Genomic DNA, 19,371 nt, shown 5'->3' on the forward strand with positions numbered 1-19,371 from the left:
CCTGCCTGAAGCGACAGTTCTTGGCGACTCACGCGACTCGTGGATGCCGCCTCAGCCGATCAGGCTCGGCTGCAGGTCGCGCAGGGTGCGGTGGTGCGTCATGCGCGTCACGCCGATCGCCGCGACCAGCACGCCGCCGACCATCCACGCGCCCAGCACCAGCAGGTCCTGACCGACCCTCGAGACGTCTCCGCCGTACATGACCTGGCGCATGGCATCCACCACGTAACCCATGGGCAGCACGTGGTGCAGCGCCGCGAGGGGCCCGGGCAGGGTCTGCCAGGGGAAGGTGCCCCCGGCGGTGACGAGCTGGAGCACCATCAGCACGAGGCCGAGGAACTGACCCACCGAGCCGAGCCAGACGTTCAGCGCGAGGACGATCGCCGCGTACGTCGCCGAGGCGAAGAGCAGGATGCCGAGCGCTGCCCACGGGTTCGCGAACGAGAACTGCAGCGCGAACGCGAGGATCGTGAACAGCCCCACCATCTGCAGGGCCCCCAGGCCCGCGGGCGTGAGCCACCCGGCGAGGGTGACGCGGAAGGGCGAGCGCAGCGCCGTCACGGCGCGCTTCGACACCGGCTTGACGATGAGGAACAGCGCGTAGATGCCGATCCATCCGGCCAGCGCGGCGAAGAACGGGGCCAGCCCCGCGCCGTAGTTCTGCGCCTTCGTGACCGAACTCGTGCCCACGGCGACGGGGTCCGAGATGGCCGAGGCCTGCGCCTGGCGCGTGGCGTCGTCGGAGTCGGGGATCTGCTGGACGCCCGCGCTGAGACCGTCGCGCAGCTGGGTGGCGCCGGTCGAGAGCTGCCCGATGCCGTCATCCAGCTGGGTCGCTCCGTCGCGCAGCTGAGCGGATCCGTCGCGGAGCTGGAAGGCCCCGGATGCCGCGGTGGCGGCGCCGTCGGCGAGGGCCGATGCGCCATCGGCCGCGGTGGCGGCGCCGGTGGCCAGGGCGGCGCTTCCCGAGGCGACCTGGCGGGCGCCGTCGTCGAGCTGATCGATCTGCTTCACCGTGTCCTGCACGCGCGAGTTCGCGGTCGTGAGGCGCTCGCCCACCGGGTCGAGGCGCGAGAGGATCTCGTCGATGCGGGACTGGTCGAGTCCGGCGTCGGCCAGCGCCTTCGCGATGTCCGTTCGGGCCTGCGGTAGCTGCGATGCGGCATCGCCCGCGACCGAGCCCACCTGACGGGCCGCGGCGTCGAGGCGGTCCACGCCACCGGCGACCTGCTGGGCGCCGTCAGCCACACGGGCCGAGCCGTCGCGGAGCTGAGCGGTTCCGTCGCGCAATTGATCGGCGCCCGCCGCCAGTCGCGCGTTGCCGTCGGCGAGGGTCGCGGCGCCGTCGGCGAGGGTGGTCGAGCCGCTCGCGAGCTGCGACGACCCGTTCTTCGCGGTCGCGAGGCCGTCGACGAGCTGGGTCGCCCCGTTCGTGGCATCCACGAGCTTCACGCGGATGGTGTGCAGGGCGTCGAGAAGCGACAGACCCGCCTCGTTGACGACCTTCTTCGCCACCGACTCCTGGATCTTCGCCACCGCCTGCGTGCCGATCGTCGAGGCGAGGTAGTTGTTCGCGTCGTTGGTACGCAGCTCGATGTCGGCCTGGCGAGGAGCGTTGCTCGACAGCGTCGCGACGGCCTCGGAGAAGTCGGCCGGCAGCGTCACGATGAAGTCGAAGTCGCCCGCCTGCAGACCGGCGTCGGCCTGGTCGGACGAGACTCGGTGCCACTCGAAGGTGTCGCTGTCGAGAAGCTGCTCGGCGGCTTCGTCTCCGAGGTTGCGTTGTTGACCGTTCACGTCGGCGCCCTGGTCGTCGACCACGAGAGCGACCGGCACGCTCGAGAGGTTGCCGTAGGGGTCCTGGTTGGCCCAGAGGTACAGGCCGCCGTACAGGATCGGCACGGCGAGCAGCGCGATCAACGCGATCACCGACATGCGCGTCGAGGTGAGTCGGCGCAGTTCGGCCGTGATCATCTGCGGGATCTTCATCGGGCGGCCTCCACCGTCTCGTCGAGGGCGTCGATCGTCGTCTTCGACGCGTGGCCGGCGATCACCAGCACCGCGTAGCCGCGCTCGGCGAACTCCTGCGCGATCCGCCACCAGGCGAGGGGTTCTCCGCCGTGGCGATCGGGGGCGACCAGGACGAGCCCCTCGACGTCCTTTCGGAGCGCCGCGAGCTCGAGCAGCAGACGCACGCGGGCGGCCGGCTCGACGTTGCCGATCGCCGTGGTGGCGAGCGACTCGAGCCCGACGCCCTCGAGCCAACGCGCGGCGGCGAACGGGTTGGGGGCGTGGCCGGCGAACATCAGCTCTTCGGCGACGACACCGGTCACGGTGACGTTCGACTCGGGCTCCGACACGACAGGGGCGTCCACGAGGGCGACACGTCGACGGATGGCCGACGCGTCGGCGCGGCCGTCGATCGTGACCGTTCCGCTGTCGACTTTCATGCGACCGGATGCCACCAGGCCCAGCACCGTAGGACGCTGCTCGGTCTCGGCGACCACCAGGGTCGCGCCGCCGGTTTCATACGCGGTGGACGTCTCGGGCAGGGCGCTCTGCGCGCGGCCCTTGGCGACGGCGTTCAGGACGATTCTCACTGAGCCTCCAGGTCGGGGTGCTGTTCCAGCAGGGCTCGCGCTTCGATCCACGACAGGCCGGCGATGCTCAGAACCGCGCACACCGCGATCGATCGGGCCGTCGAGGAGCCGGCATCCACTCGGGCGACGACCATGCGGCCGGTCTCTTCGAGCAGGCGGGCGAGGGTCGGCGCGGGAAGGTCCGTCCGTAGCTCTCCCGCTTCTTGCCCGCGGCGTACGATCTGGTCGATGCGGCGGCGGAGCGGGGCGAGCGCGTCGGAGGTCTCGGCGAGGTGCGCATCGTCGAGGGCGAGCGCGGCGGCGGCCTGCACGTGGGCGGCTTCGCGCCAGAGTTCGGATGCCAGGCGGGCGAGCGCGACGCGGGAGTCCTGGTCGTCGACGCGGGCGGCGATGGCGTTGAAGCGGGTCGCTCCGGCGGCGATGACCTCGCGCACGATGGCGTTGCGGTCGTCGAAGTGGCCGTAGAGGGCGCGGCGCGAGAGGCCGGCGCGGCGGGCGATCGTGTCGATCGAGGCGCGCGGGTCGTGGCCGATGGCCGCGGTGGCGGCGTCGAGGATGCCGGCGCGGTTCTCGACGGCGTCGCGGCGGGTGGGGGTACTCACGGGTGACCAGTGTACGCCGAAAGTGCACGCTTGTGTGCAACTTCTTGCCGTCCCGTCGACCTCGTCGCGTGTGAGTCGCCAGGAATTGTCGCTTCGAGACCGCGGCAAGCGACAGAAAGTGGCGACTCACGCGCGCGCGGAGCGCGGGAGAGGCGGCGGCGCGGGAGAGGGGCGCGCGGGTGCGGGGCGCGCGCGGGAGAGCGTGCGCCGCGCAACGACGGAGCCCGCGGCGCCGGAGGGGCGTCGCGGGCTCTCGTCGAAGGAAGCGTCAGTCGGTGCCGGCGTCGAACGCGGCGCCCTCGCCCGCGGCATCCGTCGCGTCGGCGAGGCGCTCGCCCGCGGCGTCGAGCGGCGAGGCCGACTCGATGATGTCCTGCGCGCCACCGGCGGCGACGTCGCCGACGAGCTCGCCGGTCGGTCCGCCGAGCAGGCCCATCGCGGCGTACTGCTCGAGGCGCGCGCGCGAGTCGGCGATGTCGAGGTTGCGCATGGTGAGCTGACCGATGCGGTCGACCGGGCCGAACGCGGCGTCGCCCACGCGCTCCATCGAGAGCTTCTCGGGCGAGTACGACATTCCGGATGCCACGGTGTTCAGGATCGTGTAGTCCTCACCGCGGCGCAGGCGCACGGTGACCGACCCGGTGATGGTCGACCCGACCCACTTCTGGATCGACTCGCGCAGCATGAGCGACTGCGGCTCGAGCCAACGGCCCTCGTACATGAGGCGACCGAGGCGGCGACCCTGCTCGTGGTACGTGGCGAGGGTGTCTTCGTTCAGGATGCTGTTGACCAGGCGCTCGTAGGTCAGGAACAGCAGGGCCATGCCCGGGGCCTCGTAGACGCCGCGCGACTTCGCCTCGATGATGCGGTTCTCGATCTGGTCGCTCATGCCCAGGCCGTGGCGGCCACCGATGGTGTTGACCTCGCGCACGAGCTCGACGGGGTCGGCGAAGCGCGTGCCGTTGACGGCGACGGGGCGACCGGCCTCGAACTCGACGGTGACGTCTTCGGTCTCGATCTCGACCTCGGGGTCCCAGAAGCGCACGCCCATGATGGGCTCGACGATCTCGAGCGAGACGTCGAGGTGCTCGAGGGTCTTGGCCTCGTGCGTGGCGCCCCAGATGTTGGCATCCGTCGAGTACGCCTTCTCGACGCTGTCGCGGTAGGGGAAGTCGTGCGCGACGAGCCACTCGCTCATCTCTTTGCGCCCGCCCAGCTCGGTGACGAAGTCGGCGTCGAGCCAGGGCTTGTAGATGCGCAGCGCGGGGTTGGCGAGCAGGCCGTAGCGGTAGAACCGCTCGATGTCGTTGCCCTTGTAGGTGGAGCCGTCGCCCCAGATGTCGACGCCGTCTTCTTTCATCGCGCGCACGAGCAGGGTGCCGGTGACGGCGCGACCGAGCGGCGTGGTGTTGAAGTAGGTGCGTCCGCCCGAGCGGATGTGGAACGCGCCGCACGCGAGGGCGACGAAGCCCTCTTCGACGAGCGCCGTCTTGCAGTCGACCAGGCGCGAGACCTCGGCGCCGTACTGCGTCGCGCGGCCCGGGATCGAGGCGATGTCGTCTTCGTCGTACTGCCCGAGGTCGCCCGTGTATGTGCAGGGGACGGCGCCCTTGTCGCGCATCCACGCGACGGCCACCGAAGTATCGAGACCACCCGAGAAGGCGATGCCGACGCGCTCGCCGATGGGAAGGGACTGCAAGACCTTGGACATGCCCTCGATTCTAGAGCGGAGGGATGCGGAGCCCCGACTCCGGGGGAGGATCGGGCGCCCGCGAGGGGATGGGGAGGAGCGTCAGCCGATCGTCACGGCGCTGATCGTCACCGGGGTGGCGGGGGCGCCGTCGGGCGAGCCGCCGGCCGTACCCGCCGCGGCGATGTTCTTCACGACCTGCAGCCCCTCGGGCGACATCGTTCCGAACACCGTGTAGTCCGGGGGCAGCTGGGAGTCGGCGTAAACCAGGAAGAACTGCGAGCCGTTCGTGCCGGGGCCCGCGTTCGCCATCGCGACCGTGCCCGCGGGGTAGGTCTCGCTGCCGTCGAGCTCGTCGGCGAAGCGGTACCCGGGGCCACCGCGGCCCGTGCCGGTCGGGTCGCCGCACTGCAGAACGAAGATGCCCTGGGTGGTGAGGCGGTGGCACTCGGTGTTGCTGAAGTACTGCTGCTGGGCCAGCGAGACGAAGCTCTCGACCGTGCAGGGGGTGCGCTCGCCGCTGAGGGTCATCGGGATTGCCCCTGCCGAGGTCTCGAGCGTCGCGTCGACGGTGCCCGTGGGACGCTCGGTGCCCGCCGCGGGGGGAGTCACGTCGACGGACGGCTGTCCCGAGGCGGGGTACGAACACTCGCCCGCGGCGGTGCTCGCGCTCGATGCGCTCGCCGCGGGGGCGGGGGCGGACGACGTGCCACCGGCGCAGCCGGCGAGCAGGAGCAGGGCGGAAGCGGCGAGGGCCGCAGACATCAGTCGAGTGCGCACGGGTTCCAGGGTAGGGCGTCGACGTCGACTCGTCAGGGCCGTGCGCGCGTCGCGGGCGTCGGGTCGATCGGCATCCGGATGCCACGTGCCCGACCGATCGCGACGACACCGACCGCGAGGGCGATGATGGCCACGGCGATGACGACGATGTAGACCGCGACGCTGCCCCACCCGCCGGTGTTCGGGTCGAGGAAGGGGTACGGGTACCAGAACGGCGCCCCCGTGGTCGGGTTCGTGATCAGGGGCGCGCGCAGGAGCGTGTAGACGATCCACACGATGGGGAAGATCGCCGCGGCGAACGCCGCCGACCAGGGCAAGCGGCGTCGCGTCGGCCCGAGCAGCACGTCGAGCAGGAGGAAGAGCGGACCCCAGACGTGCATGATCTCGTTCGACCAGGGCACAGTCTCAGGCTGGAGGGGGATGCCGCGCAGCAGCAGGTTGTAGACGATGCCGGTCACGATCATGTACGTGGAGACGAAGGCGAGAGCGGTCGCGAGGGCCGGCGGATCGACCTCGACCCGGCGGCCGCGTGCGAAGAACCGCACGCCCAGAAGCACCAGCACGACGGCCGACGAGACGTTGGACAGGATCGTGAAGAAGCTGAAGAAGTTCGCGGTCACGGTCGCCACGTCGCGGTCGCGTGCCACCGCCTCGGCCACCGACGACGAGAACTGCGCCCCCACCGCGACGAGGATGAGCACCGCGATCGCCACGCGTGCCGCGTTCCACCCGGTCGTCCACCCGCGCGATGTCTGCATCGCCCCAGGCTAGTGAGTGGCCGCACGCGGGGGCAGGGGTTGCGGCGGGCGGCTCGTGCGAGCGGGCCGCTATGGTGGTCGCACCCCGATCCAGGAGTGCGCCGTGAGCTACGACATCCGCGTGTTCGACCCCGCCGCCGCCCCCATCGGACGAGAGGCGCTGCGGGCATGGCTCGCTGGACCCGCCCGCGACGAGCAGCCCAGCGCGCTCATCACCCGGGCCGTCGGTGTCCTGCAGCAGTTCTATCGGCCCCTGTCCGAGGCCCCTGACACCCTGACGAAGGGGGAGCACTTCGCCGACTACGCACCTGAGGGTGCGCTCCTGTCCCTCTCAGCGCCGTGGTACGACGCCGAAGACCTCACCGCCGTCGTCCACCGTCTTGCCACGGAGCACGGATGGGGCTTCGACGACGTCAGCGTGAGGGACGGAATGCTCTGGCGTCCGGATCCGGAGCGCCGGGTCGATCCCACCCCCCTGGTGGGAGCGAGCCTGACGGTCGAGAACGGGGGAACCCATGCCGATCCGAGCCCCGCGCTGCTGGCGGCGTCGGTCGACTGGATCGCCGACCACCGCGGGCCTGCATTCGCGATCCTCACCCTCGGCGAGGACGACTACGTCCAGTACGCGGGTGGGCGCGACGGTCTCACCGTGGAGAGGCGCACGCCAGCAGCCACCCCGCCCGGGTTTCGGCACACGGTCGCCGCCACCTCGGCCAGCACCGCGGGCGACCTCGTCGATCTCACGGGCGCGACGCGCTCGTTCCGCGTCCTGCCGAACGAGGTCCTGTCGGCTCCGGATGCCGTGACCCTGGTGCTCGCATCGGCGCAGGGCGCGAGCGTCCCGGCGTCGATCGCCTGGCACGACATCACGAGCACGTTCGGCTCATAGGGCGCGCGCGGGCCGTATCGGACCCGCTCGATAGGATGGGGTGTACCGCCGGAATCAGACGCGAGGAGCGCACATGCCCGGAATCGTGATCGTCGGCGTCCAGTGGGGCGACGAAGGCAAGGGCAAGGCCACCGACTTGCTCGGTGAGCGCACCGACTGGGTGGTGAAGTTCAACGGCGGCAACAACGCCGGGCACACCGTCGTCATCGGCGACGAGAAGTACGCGCTGCACCTGCTGCCCAGCGGCATCCTGTCTCCGGGGGTCACCCCCGTGATCGGCAACGGCGTCGTGGTCGACCTCGAGGTGCTCTTCAACGAGCTCGAGGCCCTCAACGCCCGTGGCCTCGACACGAGCCGCCTCAAGATCAGCGCCAACGCGCACATCATCACGCAGTACCACCGCACGCTCGACAAGGTCACCGAGCGCTTCCTCGGAAAGCGCATGATCGGCACCACCGGTCGCGGCATCGGCCCGGCCTACGCCGACAAGATCAACCGCGTCGGCATCCGCGTGCAGGACCTTTTCGACGAGAACATCCTGCGCCAGAAGGTCGAGGGTGCCCTCGACCAGAAGAACCACCTGCTGGTGAAGATCTTCAACCGCCGCTCCATCACGGCCGACGAGATCGTCGACGACCTGCTTTCGTACGCCGAGCGCGTGCGCCCGATGGTCGCCGACACCTCGCTCCTGCTGAACGACGCGCTCGAGGCCGGCGACGTCGTCGTCTTCGAGGGCGGCCAGGCCACCATGCTCGACGTCGACCACGGCACCTACCCGTTCGTGACGTCGTCGTCGGCGACGGCCGGCGGCGCCTCGACGGGTTCGGGCGTCGGTCCCAACCGTCTCGACCGCATCGTCGGCATCGTCAAGGCGTACACGACGCGCGTCGGCTCGGGTCCCTTCCCGACCGAGCTGTTCGACGAGAGCGGCGATTGGCTGCGCTCGCGCGGCTTCGAGTTCGGCACGACCACCGGACGCCCCCGTCGCGTCGGCTGGTACGACGCGCCCATCACGCGGTACGCGACGCGGATCAACGGCATCACCGACCTCGTGCTGACCAAGCTCGACATCCTCGGCGGGCTCGAGCAGATCCCCGTCTGCGTCGCCTACGACGTCGACGGTGAGCGCTTCGACGACCTGCCCGTCAACCAGACGGACTTCCACCACGCGAAGCCGATCCTCGAGTACTACCCGGGCTGGAGCGAGGACATCTCGACCGCGCGGACCTTCGAGGACCTGCCCCAGAACGCACAGGATTACGTGCTCGCGCTCGAGAAGATGAGTGGCACGCGGATCTCGGTCATCGGCGTGGGCCCGGCCCGCGATCAGGTGATCGTGCGCCACGACCTGATCGACTGATGCGTTTCTGGGTCGGCGCCTACGCCCCCGACACCGGGGCGGCCGAGGGCATCGGCATCCTGCAGGCGGGCGAGCCCGACTCGCTCGGGGCCGGCGGCCCCCTCGGCATGGTCGCGACCGCCGCCGCCGTGCCGGGCTCCGCCTCGTGGGTGGCCGCGCACCCGTCGAACGACGACATCGTCTACGCCGCTGTCGAGTTCGACGGGACGGTGCAGGCGTTCCGACGGACCGCCGAGACCCGCCTGACACCTCTCGCACCGCCCGTCGAGGCGGGTGGTGCCGTCTGCCACATCGCGGTCGCGTCCGACGCCTCGTTCCTCGTGGCGAGCTGCTGGGGGGACGGCCGGATCGTCCGCATCGCGCTCGACGCCCAGGGTCGGCCGTCGCGCCCGGTCGTCGCCGCCGAGGCCGCGGACCCGTACGGGGCGGCCTCGGATGAGGGCACCGTCTCGACCGGCGCCCGAGTCTCGGGCGCGGTGGTGCCCGACCTGGCCGCCGCGGCACGGGCTCTTCGCGACGCAGCCGGGGAGGAGTACTCCCACCTCGTGCCCGCGTACGACGATGTCCCCGTCACCGACGCCGAGTCGGAAGAGGCCGTCGCGGGAGCCCGCGTGTCGCGTGCTCACCAGGCGGTGTTCCTGCCCGGCGGCCTGATCGCGACGACCGACATGGGCTTCGACCTCGTGCGGTTCTGGCGCACGCACGAGGGCAAGCTGCGGCTCACGCAAGAGGTCGCCCTCCCCCAGGGCAGCGGACCGCGCCACGGTCTGTGGCATCCCTCGGGTCATCTCTACGTGGTGACCGAGCTGAGCTGCGAGGTCTTCGTCCTCGCGCCCGACCGCGCGGGACGGTGGCACCTCGTCTCGGGTCAGCCGCTGCTCGGCACCCTCGACACCGACGCCGCCGCCGAGCTGTCGAGCAGTCGCGACGGGTCGACGCTGTACGCCGGCGTGCGCGGCAGCGACACCGTGGGCGTGCTCTCGGTGCGCGGGCACGGCGAAGAGCTGCAGCTGCTCGCTCTCGCCGAGACGGGCACCCGTTGGCCGCGACATCACGTCGTCGTCGACGACACTCTGCTCGTCGCGGGTCAGCTGGCGCACGAGATCGTCTCGCTGCCGCTCGATGGCCGCACCGGCATCCCCGGCAAGGTGCGCCACCGCACCCCGTCTCCGTCTCCGACGCGCCTGCTGCCGATGCGCTGAAACGCCTCGGGCCCTACTTCTTGGCATCCTGTCGCGGGATCACGACCTGCTTGACGATCAGCAGCACCGACGCGGTCACGGGGATCGCCACGAGCGCTCCGAGAAGGCCGAGGAGCGTGCCGCCGACCAGTGCGCCGATGACGACGAGAGCGCCGGGGACCGAGATCGTGCGGTTCATCACCCGAGGCGTCAGGACGTATGCCTCGATCTGCATGTAGACGAGGTAGACGATCGCAAAGATCAGGCCGGCGCTCGGGCTGACGATAAGCGTGAACACCGTCGCGGTCGCCCAGAACAGCACTGATCCGACCAGCGGGATGAGGGTGATGCCGAACGCGAGCGCGGCGAGCAGCGCGGCGAACGGCTGCTGCAGGATCGTCAGCACGATGAACGCGAAGACCGCGTTGCACAGGGCCAGCACGACCATTCCAGCCAGATAGCCGCCGACCGAGTCGGTGATCTGGCCCGTCATGTCGGCGACGGTCTCGCGGCTGCGGGCGGGGGTGAGGCGCACGAGCGAGTTCTTCATCTTCGGCAGGGATGCCAAGAAGTACAAGCTCAGGACGAGCACGATGATCGCGCCCGAGATGAAGGTGCCGATGCTGATTCCCACCTGGAGCAGCCCGCCGCCGATCGCGGCGATGTTGGCGGGGTTGGTGACGAAGCCCTGCACCTCTTTCAGCACGTCGCCGAGGCTGTCGCCGAAGTTCGTCTCGACCCAGCGCACGGCCTCGCTGTCGATGAGGTCGTTCACGAACGTCGGGATGTCGCCGACGAACTGTTCGATCTGGCGCACCACCGGAGGGATGAGCAGCCACAGGGCGCCGGCGAGGATCACCGCGAGCCCGCCGAACACGATGACGATCGACCACGCGCGGGAGAGCCCGCGCCGCACGAGCAGACGCACGAGGGGGTCGAGGGCGAGCGCGATGAACAGCGCGATGGCGATGTAGATGAGCACCGTCGAGAGGTTCGACAGAGCGAGCGCGAGCAGGATCGCCGTGAGTCCGCCCAGGGTGAGGAAGAACCCGGCCGCATACGGGCGGGCCAGGGCGGACCAGACCGGCTTGTCGCGCGAGGTGGTGGCCCCGGCGTCTGCGCCTTCGGCGGTGGGGTCGGGGCGCGTGGATCGGCTCATGCTCACACTGTAGGACTCGCTGAGAGTCGTGCTCGGGCGTCGGCCTCGACCGGTAGGGTCGGAGCGATTGAGGAGGACACATGACCGAGGCCGATCCTTCGACGATTCTGCAGGGGCTCCGAGGCAGCATCGACAACATCGACGCCGCCCTGATCTTCCTGCTGGCAGAACGTTTCCGCTGTACCAAGCAGGTGGGCGTGCTCAAGGCGAAGCACGGGATGCCGGCATCCGACCCCTCGCGCGAAGAGCAGCAGATCGCCCGGCTCATGCAGCTCGCCGAGCAGGCCGACCTCGATCCGGCTTTCGCGGAGAAGTGGTTCAACTTCGTCGTGGCCGAGGTCATCCGTCACCACCGCTCCGCCGCGGCGCAACCCGCCGTCGACTGAGGCGTCGCCACACCGTCCCGTTCCCGCGCACGGGGGCGGCGACACGCCCGGGCTGACATCGGCGATGTGGTCGGAGACGGCTGCGCGGGCACCTCATCCACACGCGCACGCGTCACACACGGCATCCGGGATCGCAAGGCCGTGGGCGATTTGCCAGGGATTCCATCAGCGTGAAACCTTTGTGGAGGCCCGTTCTCGGGCCGCCCACCCGACCAGTCCGCGGTCGCCGGTGACGACTCGGGGGAGTCGAGCCGGTGAGCGTACGGTCGGCGGCCTGAGCGCCGGATCCGATATCCGGCGCTGACGCGCTCCACCCCCGGAGAGCGCCGACGGCTGCCACCCGGGCGTGACCGCTGCGGCCACCCGAAGGCCGCCGAGGTGCACACAGTGACCCATCCGCCTGCCTCCGCGCCGCCCGCAACCGCGGCGCCCGCTCTCTCCGCCAAGAACCTGTTCAAGGTCTTCGGCCGCGCCCCTCAGGCCGCCGTCGACAAGCTCCGCTCCGGTGCCCGACGCGAAGACGTGGCCGACGACGGAACCGCCGCCGTCATCGATGCCAGCTTCGACGTCCAGCCCGGCGAGATCTTCGTCATCATGGGCCTCTCCGGCTCGGGCAAGTCCACCATCATCCGCATGCTGAACGGCCTGCACGAGGCGACCGCCGGCACCGTCGAGGTGAAGGGCGACGCCCTCACCGGCGTCGGCGCCGCGCGCCTGCGGTCCCTGCGCCGCGATCGCCTCGCGATGGTCTTCCAGCACTTCGCGCTCCTCCCGCACCGCACGGTCGCGGCGAACGTCGCGTACCCGCTCGAGCTCCGCGGCGTCGGCAAAACCGAGCGCCTCGCGAAAGCGAACGAGATCCTCGCCCTCGTCGGTCTCGACGGGTGGGGCGACAAGCTCCCCTCTGCCCTCTCGGGCGGCATGCAGCAGCGCGTCGGCATCGCCCGCGCCCTCGCTGCCGACACCGACATCCTGCTGATGGACGAGGCGTTCAGCGCCCTCGATCCGCTCATCCGTCGCGAGATGCAGGAGCAGCTGCTGGAACTCCAGCGCACCCTGAAGAAGACCATCGTCTTCATCACCCACGACCTCAACGAGGCCATGTTCCTCGGTGACCGCATCGCCGTCATGCGCGACGGTCGCATCGTGCAGATCGGCACCCCCGAGGACATCCTCACCGACCCGGCGAACGACTACGTCGAGCAGTTCGTGCAGGACGTCGACCGCGCCCGCGTGCTCACCGCCGGCAACGTCATGGAGCGTGCGCGTCCCCGCGTCGACGCCTCCGCCGGTCCCCGCACCGCGCTCCGTCAGATGCGCGACGCCTACATGTCCGCGGTCTACGTGACCGACCGCGATCGCAAGCCGCTCGGCATCATCACCGATCGGGATGCCATCAAGCTCGTGCGCGCCGGCGAGAACTCGCTGCTCGGCACGCTCAGGCCGCTGCCGCAGAGCGTGGGCGTCGACGACGTGCTGATGAACCTCTTCGTGCCGTCGGTCGAATCGCCCCTTCCCCTCGCCGTCCTCGACGCCGACGGGCGCCTCGCCGGGGTCATCCCTCGCGTGACCCTGCTCGCGGCTCTCGGCCCCGGCCCCACCGCGACCGAGGAGCTCACCGTGTTGCCCCAGCCCCTTCCCTCCGCCGAGATCGACGCGGCCCTCGATGCTTCGGATGCCACGTCGCTCGACAACCAGGAGGTGGCTCGATGAACGGTTTCCGCATTCCCGTCGGCGTCTGGGTCGACTCCGGAGTCGACTGGCTCCGCGACAACCTCTCCGGCTTGTTCGACGTGATCGCCCTCGTGGTGCGCTTCCTCGTCGGCGGCCTCAGCGACGTGCTGCTGGCAGCGCCCATCATCGTGGTCATCGTGGTCGCGGCCGCCCTCGCGTGGCTGCTGCGTTCGTGGAAGCTCGCGCTCGGCACGGTCATCGGCTTCGCGTTGATCCTGGCGATGGGCCAGTGGGTCACCGCGATGCAGACTCTCGCCCTGGTGCTCGTGGCGACCATCGTGGCGGTCGCCATCTCGGTGCCTCTCGGCATCTGGTCGGCTCGCAACCCCACGGTCCGCGCGATCCTCAAGCCGATCCTCGACTTCATGCAGACGATGCCGGCCTTCGTCTACCTGATCCCGGCGATCACCTTCTTCTCCATCGGCGTCGTTCCCGGTGTCGTCTCGACCGTCATCTTCGCGCTGCCGCCGGGTGTGCGACTGACCGAGCTCGGCATCCGCGGGGTGGACTCCGAGACGGTCGAAGCCGGGCACGCGTTCGGTGCGACCCCCGGTCAGATCCTCCGCGGCATCCAGCTGCCGCTCGCGATGCCCACGATCATGGCGGGCGTCAACCAGGTCATCATGCTCGCACTGTCGATGGCGGTCGTCGCCGGCATCGTCGGCGCGGACGGCCTGGGCAAGGAGGTCGTGCAGTCGATCTCGACCGTCAACCTGCCCAAGGGCGTCGAGGCGGGTCTGAGTGTCGTGGTGCTCGCCGTCTACCTCGACCGGTTGACCGCGGCCCTCGGCAACCGTGCCGACAACCGCGGTTCGCTGCTGGGCCTGCTCTCGCGTCGCCGCGCCGCGCGCTCCGCGACCGCCGTCACGGCCGGATCCACCGCTGCGCCGCACGCCGACACGTCTTCGTCGGATGCCGCGAGCGAGGCCGAGCGCGAGAAGGCCTCGCCGCGTCGAGCGCCGGTGTCGACGGGGCGCTGAGTCCCGGCATCCCTCCCTCCTCCGCGTGAGGGTCGCTTCCGGTCGCTCCGGCTCGCGCCAGGCGCCACAAATCGACCCCTCCCGCGGGAAGGCACCTACGGAATCACATACGAAAAGGAAGAGAACACAGCAATGAACACGCGACACCTCACCTCTGCCCTCGCCCTCGGCGCCGTGGGCGCCCTCGCCCTCGCCGGCTGCGCCAGCGGCAACCAGGCCGAAGGCGGCAACGGCGGCGGCGGCGACAAGGGCACGATCACGCTCGGCTTCCTGCCCTCGTGGACGGACGGCCTCAGCACGGCGTACCTCCTCGAAGACCAGCTCGAGAAGCTCGGCTACAACGTCGAGATGCAGACGCTCACCGAGGCGGGTCCCCTCTACACGGGCCTCGCTCAGGGCGATGTCGACATCTACCCCTCGGCCTGGCCCGAGCTGACGCACAAGTCGTACATGGACCGCTACGGCGACAAGATCGAAGACCTCGGCGCCTACTACGACAACGCCAAGCTGACCATCGCGGTCCCCAGCTACGTCGACATCGACTCCATTGAAGAGCTCAAGGCCAACGCCGCGCGGTTCGACGGTCGCATCTACGGCATCGAGCCGGGCGCCGGTCTCACCAAGCAGACGCAGGAGACCATGATGCCCGGCTACGGGCTGGACGGCGATTTCGAGCTCGTCACCTCTTCGACCGCGGCGATGCTCACCGAGCTCGACAACGCCATCGCGGCGCAGAAGGACATCGCCGTCACGCTGTGGCGTCCGTTCTGGGCCAACGACACCTACGACGTGAAGGACCTTGAAGACCCCCAGGGTCTGATGGGCGACCCCGAGGCGCTGCACTTCCTCGGTACGTCCGGCTTCGCCGAGAAGCACCCGGATGCCGCTGAGCTCATCAAGGGTATCCAGCTCGACGACGAGCAGTACGGCTCGCTCGAGGACCTCGTGGTGAACGAGTACGGCGAGGGCCGCGAGGCCGAGGCCGTGGACGCCTGGCTCGAGAAGAACCCTTCGGCGTTCTCGACGCAGCGCGACTGACGCGTTTCGCCCGAAGCCCTCTCCGCCGCCGCGCGGAGGGGGCTTCGTCGTGTCAGGCGATCGCGTGCGCGCCCGTGAAACGTGTGATGAAACCGGGGTGATCGGCGGGCATCGCCAGCACGGAGTCGGGCGTGCGACCGGCGAGTTGGGGAAAGCCGGAGTCGGCGACCAGGTCGTCGTCGAGTGCATCGAGCTCCGCGCTCACGAGCGGCCATGGCTCGTGCGCGTTCGCCGCCCAGATCGTGCGACCGAGGTGGTGCTCGTGGAAGCCCCAGCGCGCCGTCAAGAACCGCGACAGCGGGGTATCGACCGGTGTCGTACCGAGCGTGGCGCGCACGTGAGTGCCCGGATGTCGACCCCCGTGGCGCCGCGACCGGAACTCGATCCGCGCGCCGTCGGTGCGCACCCCGGCGCGCGCCCAGCGGTAGGGGAGTCCGAACAGAGCCTGCGCCGCAAGCACCGGGGCGAGGTGCTCGGCCTCGAGCGTGCGGAAGACGACCCCACGGCGCCCCTCATCGTCGACGGCGTACGTGCGCACGTTGATCTCGGTGAAGGTGCCCAGCAGCGGCACCGGCGGCAACGGCAGGAACCGGAACTCGCTCAGCACGAACGGCACCAGCCCCACCCAGGCGGAGCCGTCATGCACGTCGGGACGCGTACCCCGGGGAAGCAGCGGAGCGACCTCGGCGGGGTCGACGCGCCAATGCACGAAGACCGCGCGGTTCCATCGCTGCGCGATGACGGCTCGTCCAGGGAGGTCGGGGGCGTGTCGCTCGGTGATCACCGGGTCATTCTGGCCCCGTCGCCTCGGCGCGGAGGGACACTGGACAGATGGCCCCGTCATCTGGTGCAGACCCTCGGCTCGTGGCATCCATTCGCGAGCTGCTCGCGGCGCGCGACGCCGGAAAGACGATCTGCCCCTCCGAGGCCGCGCGCGCGGTCGGCGGCGACGACTGGCGCGACCTCATGCAGCCCGCACGCGACGCCGCGCACGCGCTGGTCGAGCGGGGCGAGGTCGAGGTGACGCAGAGGGGCGAGGTGGTCGATGTGACCACCGCCCGCGGGCCGGTGCGCATCCGTCGGGTGGGCTGAAGGCGCGCGTGTTCAGCCGGTGAACCGGGGCTGGGTGGGCTCGCGGAGGGCTTCCTGAGTCGGATCCTACGGAGCCCGCGCGGTCAGGCGGCGGAGCCGGGCGCCGCCTCGGCAGAGGGCCCGGATGCCGGAGGTGCGGTGCGCTCGCGGGGAAGCTCGAGCGCGACCTTCTTCTCGAGCACATCGACGGCTTCATCCGACAGCAGGATCAGCCCGTCGAGCTCCTCCCGGACCCGCCTGTAGGCGAGCTGGCGCTCGTTCGGGGTGGCAGCCTGATCGGTCGCGACGGTCAGCAACTGCTTGGCGGTGTCGAGGCGCTTGCGCTCGTCGGCCGTGAACGCCGCGTCCTTCACGCGTCGCGCGTCGCGCTCGGCCACGTCGAAGGCGACCTCGTAGTCGGTGACCGCGTCGCGGTACTCCCGCAGTCGCTCGGGCGAAAGAGTCTCGCCCTCGGCCGGGCGCAGGTTGTCGGCGGCTTTCTTCGCCCGAAGGAACGCGGCGGTGAGCGGCTGGCGGCCATCGCTCATCGCGGGATAGGTGATGAGCTTCGTCGCGTCGAGTTCGTACTCGAGCCAGCGGTGCGTGACGGCGTCCTGCGCGGCGATCAGACGCTGCTGACCGTCGGTCGGTGCGGCGAGGGGCATCGGCGCCGCACCCGATGTCTCGATCGAACCACCCTGAGCGCGGATCAGCTCGAGCTGCTCACGGTGGCGACGGCGGGCGGCGAGCTCCCGACGCTTCACGCGCGCGTTGACGGCTCCCATCGTCATCCCGAACACGGGGAAGGCCAACCACCAGTAGTGGCCGAGGAAGTTCAACAGCTCCGTCACAGCGTCATGCTACGCCGCTGCCTCAAGCGGTCCTCAGGAAGACGACGTCGGCGGCCGGTCGCGTGCGGGCGGCGGCCAGACCGGACCGCTCGGCGGCGGCGGGCTCCCGGCATCCGGGGCCTTCTTCTGGGCACGCTTCGCGCCCCGCTCGCTCCAGTTGCGGGCGGCAGCACGCCCCACCGACTCCATCGAGCGGGCGAGGGCGCGCTGGGCGGTTTCGGCGAGGTCGGATGCCACACGGCTCCACGCGTCGTTGCCCTCGACGCTCGGATGCTCGCCGGCACCGCGGCGGGCCGCCCGCTCGGCGCGGTCGAAGGCGTGAGCGGTGCGGCGCACGGCGTCGCGGTAGGCGAGGAAATCGGCGGGAGAGAGGCGCGTCTGCACCGAGGACGGCCGCAGCCACTGCGCTTTCTCGTGCGCGCGGAGGAACTCCGCGAGCAGGGGGGAGCGGGAGTCGCTCATCTGCGGGTAGTCGATCGCGAGCCCGGGGTCGGTCTCGTAGGCCATCCAGCGCGCGAGGATCGCGTCGTGCTCCGCCAGCAGGCGGGCGACCGGCAACGGCGCGCTGCCCGAGCGGATCGCGGGGAGCATCGCCTTCGCGGCCTTCACCCCGGCGCGGCGTGCGCGCACCTCGGCCAGGGCGGCGCGAAGGTCGCGCTGGGCGTCGGTCAACCGCCCCCGCGCGGCCGCGACCGCGTCGGACGGGAGGCGGGATGCCGCCCGCTCGGCCTGGGCGCGCACGACTTCGGCGTCGGCGACCTTCACATCGGCGCGGCCGCGGGTGACGGCATGGCGCGCGGTCTGGAGATCGAGCACGGCGGCGTCGAGCTCGAGGCGGCGTGCGGCCGCCTTGCCGAGGGGGCGTGACGACCAGGCGCGAACGGCGCGATCTGTGGTGGTCGTGCTGCCCGCCGGAAGAGCCCGGTGGCGGGAACGACGCACGCCGAGCCAGCCGACGGTGCCCGCACCGGCCGCAGCCGGGCCGATCCACCACCAGTCGACCAGAAGGGCCATCAGCGGTTCCACGGTCCCCATGCTATGCCGGGGGTCCGACACGCGGCTGGGTGTCGAGCCGGAATCCGCAGCCGCGGCACCTGCGGGCGCAGCCCTCACGGACCCTGTTCCTCCCTCTGCGGCACCGGCGGCTGCCGTGCCAGGGTGGACCCCATGATCACCCGCCTCGACCCGCGCACCTCGGCTGACGAGATCGACGACCTGCGACGGCGCATCGCCGCGACGCGGTGGCCCGACGACGTGGGCGACGACTGGTCGCGCGGGACACGTCCCTCGGCGCTTCGTCGCGTGCTCGATGCCTGGGCGGAGTTCGACTGGAGCCGCGTCGAGCGGCGGCTGCGCGACGAGCAGCACCTGCTCGTGGGCGACCCGGGCCGCCGCGTGCACCTGTGGCGCTCCGGCACGCCCGGTGCTCCCGCGATCGTGCTCATCCACGGGTGGCCCGACAGCTTCGTGCGCTTTCGCGGAGTGGCCGAGCACCTGGCGGACCTCGATGTGATCGTGCCCAGCATCCCGGGGTTCGGGTTCAGTGACCCGGCGGGGCGCGACGAGGGCGGTCCGCGATGGAACGCCGCGCGCCTCCTCGCCGCGCTCGAAGAGATCGGCGTGCGGTCCTTCGCGGTGAACGGCGGCGACCTGGGCACCGCCATCGCCGATCAGATCGCCACGCTCGCCCCCGAGCGCGTGACGGCCCTGCACCTCTCGGACGTGCCGCTCTGGCACACGATCGACGACGACGATCTGTCGGTCGAAGAGAAGGAATGGGCGGATGCCGCTGCCGCCTGGGAGGTCGCGGAGGGTGCCTACGCCGCCGAGCAGCGCACCAAGCCCCAGACGCTGGCCGCCGCGCTGACGGACTCACCGGCGGGACTCGCGAGCTGGTACTTCGAGAAGTTCCAGGCCTGGGGCGAGGGCGACGTGTTCGGGCGCATCCCCCTCGAGCTGATCCTCGAGAACCTGTCGCTGCACTGGTTCACCCGCACGGCCGGCAGCGCCGCCCGCGTGTACTTCGACCGGCGGCGCTTCCCACCGACCGGCCGGGTGAGCGTGCCGACGGCGTTCGGGCTCTTCCCCCACGACCTCGACCACGGGGTCGAGTCGTTCGCCCGCCGCTGGTACCCGACCGTGCGGTTCACGCGCTTCCCGTCGGGCGGGCATTTCGGCGCGATGGAGCACCCGGCGATGCTCGCCGCCGACCTCCGCGCCCTGCTCGAGAACGCATGAGGGGTCATCTTCTGTCGCCGAGGCGCTCGCCAGGCGACAGGAGATGACCCTTCA

At 70.7% G+C, this 19,371-nt stretch carries 19 protein-coding genes; 9 read left to right on the forward strand and 10 right to left on the reverse strand.

Annotated features, from left to right (window positions below; translation table 11 throughout):
• Positions 1 to 51: 51 nt before the first annotated feature.
• From OVA26_RS02840 to OVA26_RS02865, 6 genes are all read right to left on the reverse strand, one after another.
• A complete protein-coding gene (locus OVA26_RS02840; protein WP_268102893.1) occupies positions 52 to 1,989 on the reverse strand; it encodes a YhgE/Pip domain-containing protein in 1,938 nt (645 codons plus the stop codon).
• Positions 1,986 to 2,600 (reverse strand): hypothetical protein, encoded by a 615-nt coding sequence (locus OVA26_RS02845; protein ID WP_268102894.1) that lies wholly within the window; start codon positions 2,598 to 2,600, stop codon positions 1,986 to 1,988. Before OVA26_RS02845 ends, OVA26_RS02840 begins: the two co-directional genes overlap by 4 nt.
• The gene (locus tag OVA26_RS02850; protein ID WP_056225198.1) at positions 2,597 to 3,202 is read right to left on the reverse strand and encodes a TetR/AcrR family transcriptional regulator; all 606 of its coding nucleotides are present in this window, start codon (positions 3,200 to 3,202) and stop codon (positions 2,597 to 2,599) included. Before OVA26_RS02850 ends, OVA26_RS02845 begins: the two co-directional genes overlap by 4 nt.
• Before the next feature lie 268 nt (positions 3,203 to 3,470).
• On the reverse strand, positions 3,471 to 4,913 hold the full coding sequence (argG, locus tag OVA26_RS02855; protein WP_268102895.1) for an argininosuccinate synthase: 1,443 nt from the start codon (positions 4,911 to 4,913) through the stop codon (positions 3,471 to 3,473).
• Positions 4,914 to 4,994: 81 nt separating this feature from the next.
• Positions 4,995 to 5,672 carry a peptidylprolyl isomerase gene (locus tag OVA26_RS02860; RefSeq protein ID WP_268102896.1) on the reverse strand — a complete coding sequence of 226 codons (678 nt, stop codon included), beginning with the start codon at positions 5,670 to 5,672 and terminating at the stop codon, positions 4,995 to 4,997.
• A gap of 32 nt (positions 5,673 to 5,704) precedes the next feature.
• Positions 5,705 to 6,430, reverse strand: coding sequence for a Pr6Pr family membrane protein (locus OVA26_RS02865; RefSeq protein ID WP_056225206.1), 726 nt, complete (start codon positions 6,428 to 6,430; stop codon positions 5,705 to 5,707).
• A gap of 103 nt (positions 6,431 to 6,533) precedes the next feature.
• Between OVA26_RS02865 and OVA26_RS02870 the strand changes: the two genes are divergently transcribed.
• The 3 genes from OVA26_RS02870 (at position 6,534) to OVA26_RS02880 (ending at position 9,881) form a co-directional block, all read left to right on the forward strand.
• Positions 6,534 to 7,319, forward strand: a complete 786-nt coding sequence (locus OVA26_RS02870; protein WP_268102897.1) for a hypothetical protein — start codon at positions 6,534 to 6,536, stop codon at positions 7,317 to 7,319.
• A 73-nt stretch (positions 7,320 to 7,392) separates the two neighbouring features.
• Positions 7,393 to 8,679 carry an adenylosuccinate synthase gene (locus OVA26_RS02875; RefSeq protein ID WP_150954110.1) on the forward strand — a complete coding sequence of 429 codons (1,287 nt, stop codon included), beginning with the start codon at positions 7,393 to 7,395 and terminating at the stop codon, positions 8,677 to 8,679.
• On the forward strand, positions 8,679 to 9,881 hold the full coding sequence (locus OVA26_RS02880) for a lactonase family protein (RefSeq protein ID WP_268102898.1): 1,203 nt from the start codon (positions 8,679 to 8,681) through the stop codon (positions 9,879 to 9,881). The genes OVA26_RS02875 and OVA26_RS02880 overlap by 1 nt, the downstream gene beginning before the upstream one ends.
• 13 nt (positions 9,882 to 9,894) lie before the next feature.
• Here the strand turns inward: OVA26_RS02880 and OVA26_RS02885 are convergent, their stop codons facing one another.
• Entirely contained in the window at positions 9,895 to 11,019 is a 1,125-nt protein-coding gene (locus OVA26_RS02885; RefSeq protein ID WP_268102899.1) for an AI-2E family transporter, read from the reverse strand.
• An 80-nt stretch (positions 11,020 to 11,099) separates the two neighbouring features.
• Between OVA26_RS02885 and OVA26_RS02890 the strand changes: the two genes are divergently transcribed.
• The 4 genes from OVA26_RS02890 to OVA26_RS02905 all read left to right on the forward strand — a co-directional run bounded on the left by OVA26_RS02890 (position 11,100) and on the right by OVA26_RS02905 (position 15,157).
• On the forward strand, positions 11,100 to 11,405 hold the full coding sequence (locus tag OVA26_RS02890) for a chorismate mutase (protein ID WP_074694465.1): 306 nt from the start codon (positions 11,100 to 11,102) through the stop codon (positions 11,403 to 11,405).
• A gap of 387 nt (positions 11,406 to 11,792) precedes the next feature.
• A complete protein-coding gene (locus OVA26_RS02895) occupies positions 11,793 to 13,118 on the forward strand; it encodes a quaternary amine ABC transporter ATP-binding protein (RefSeq protein WP_268102900.1) in 1,326 nt (441 codons plus the stop codon).
• A complete protein-coding gene (locus tag OVA26_RS02900; RefSeq protein WP_268102901.1) occupies positions 13,115 to 14,119 on the forward strand; it encodes an ABC transporter permease in 1,005 nt (334 codons plus the stop codon). Before OVA26_RS02895 ends, OVA26_RS02900 begins: the two co-directional genes overlap by 4 nt.
• 132 nt (positions 14,120 to 14,251) lie before the next feature.
• The gene (locus OVA26_RS02905) at positions 14,252 to 15,157 is read left to right on the forward strand and encodes a glycine betaine ABC transporter substrate-binding protein (protein ID WP_268102902.1); all 906 of its coding nucleotides are present in this window, start codon (positions 14,252 to 14,254) and stop codon (positions 15,155 to 15,157) included.
• 52 nt (positions 15,158 to 15,209) lie between these two features.
• Here OVA26_RS02905 and OVA26_RS02910 read toward each other — a convergent pair whose 3' ends face one another.
• A complete protein-coding gene (locus OVA26_RS02910; protein WP_268102903.1) occupies positions 15,210 to 15,941 on the reverse strand; it encodes a YqjF family protein in 732 nt (243 codons plus the stop codon).
• A gap of 80 nt (positions 15,942 to 16,021) precedes the next feature.
• Here OVA26_RS02910 and OVA26_RS02915 point away from each other — a divergent pair, with 80 nt between their 5' ends.
• A complete protein-coding gene (locus OVA26_RS02915) occupies positions 16,022 to 16,249 on the forward strand; it encodes a DUF3253 domain-containing protein (protein ID WP_235556924.1) in 228 nt (75 codons plus the stop codon).
• 83 nt (positions 16,250 to 16,332) lie between these two features.
• Here OVA26_RS02915 and OVA26_RS02920 read toward each other — a convergent pair whose 3' ends face one another.
• Together OVA26_RS02920 and OVA26_RS02925 are read right to left on the reverse strand one after the other, a co-directional pair.
• On the reverse strand, positions 16,333 to 17,079 hold the full coding sequence (locus tag OVA26_RS02920; protein ID WP_268102904.1) for a hypothetical protein: 747 nt from the start codon (positions 17,077 to 17,079) through the stop codon (positions 16,333 to 16,335).
• A 33-nt stretch (positions 17,080 to 17,112) separates the two neighbouring features.
• Entirely contained in the window at positions 17,113 to 18,105 is a 993-nt protein-coding gene (locus OVA26_RS02925) for a hypothetical protein (RefSeq protein WP_268102905.1), read from the reverse strand.
• Between the two features lie 141 nt (positions 18,106 to 18,246).
• Between OVA26_RS02925 and OVA26_RS02930 the strand changes: the two genes are divergently transcribed.
• Entirely contained in the window at positions 18,247 to 19,317 is a 1,071-nt protein-coding gene (locus tag OVA26_RS02930) for an epoxide hydrolase family protein (RefSeq protein WP_268102906.1), read from the forward strand.
• Positions 19,318 to 19,371 lie beyond the last annotated feature (54 nt).

The organism is Microbacterium sp. SL62 (genome assembly GCF_026672635.1).
Lineage (GTDB): Bacteria > Actinomycetota > Actinomycetes > Actinomycetales > Microbacteriaceae > Microbacterium > Microbacterium testaceum_A.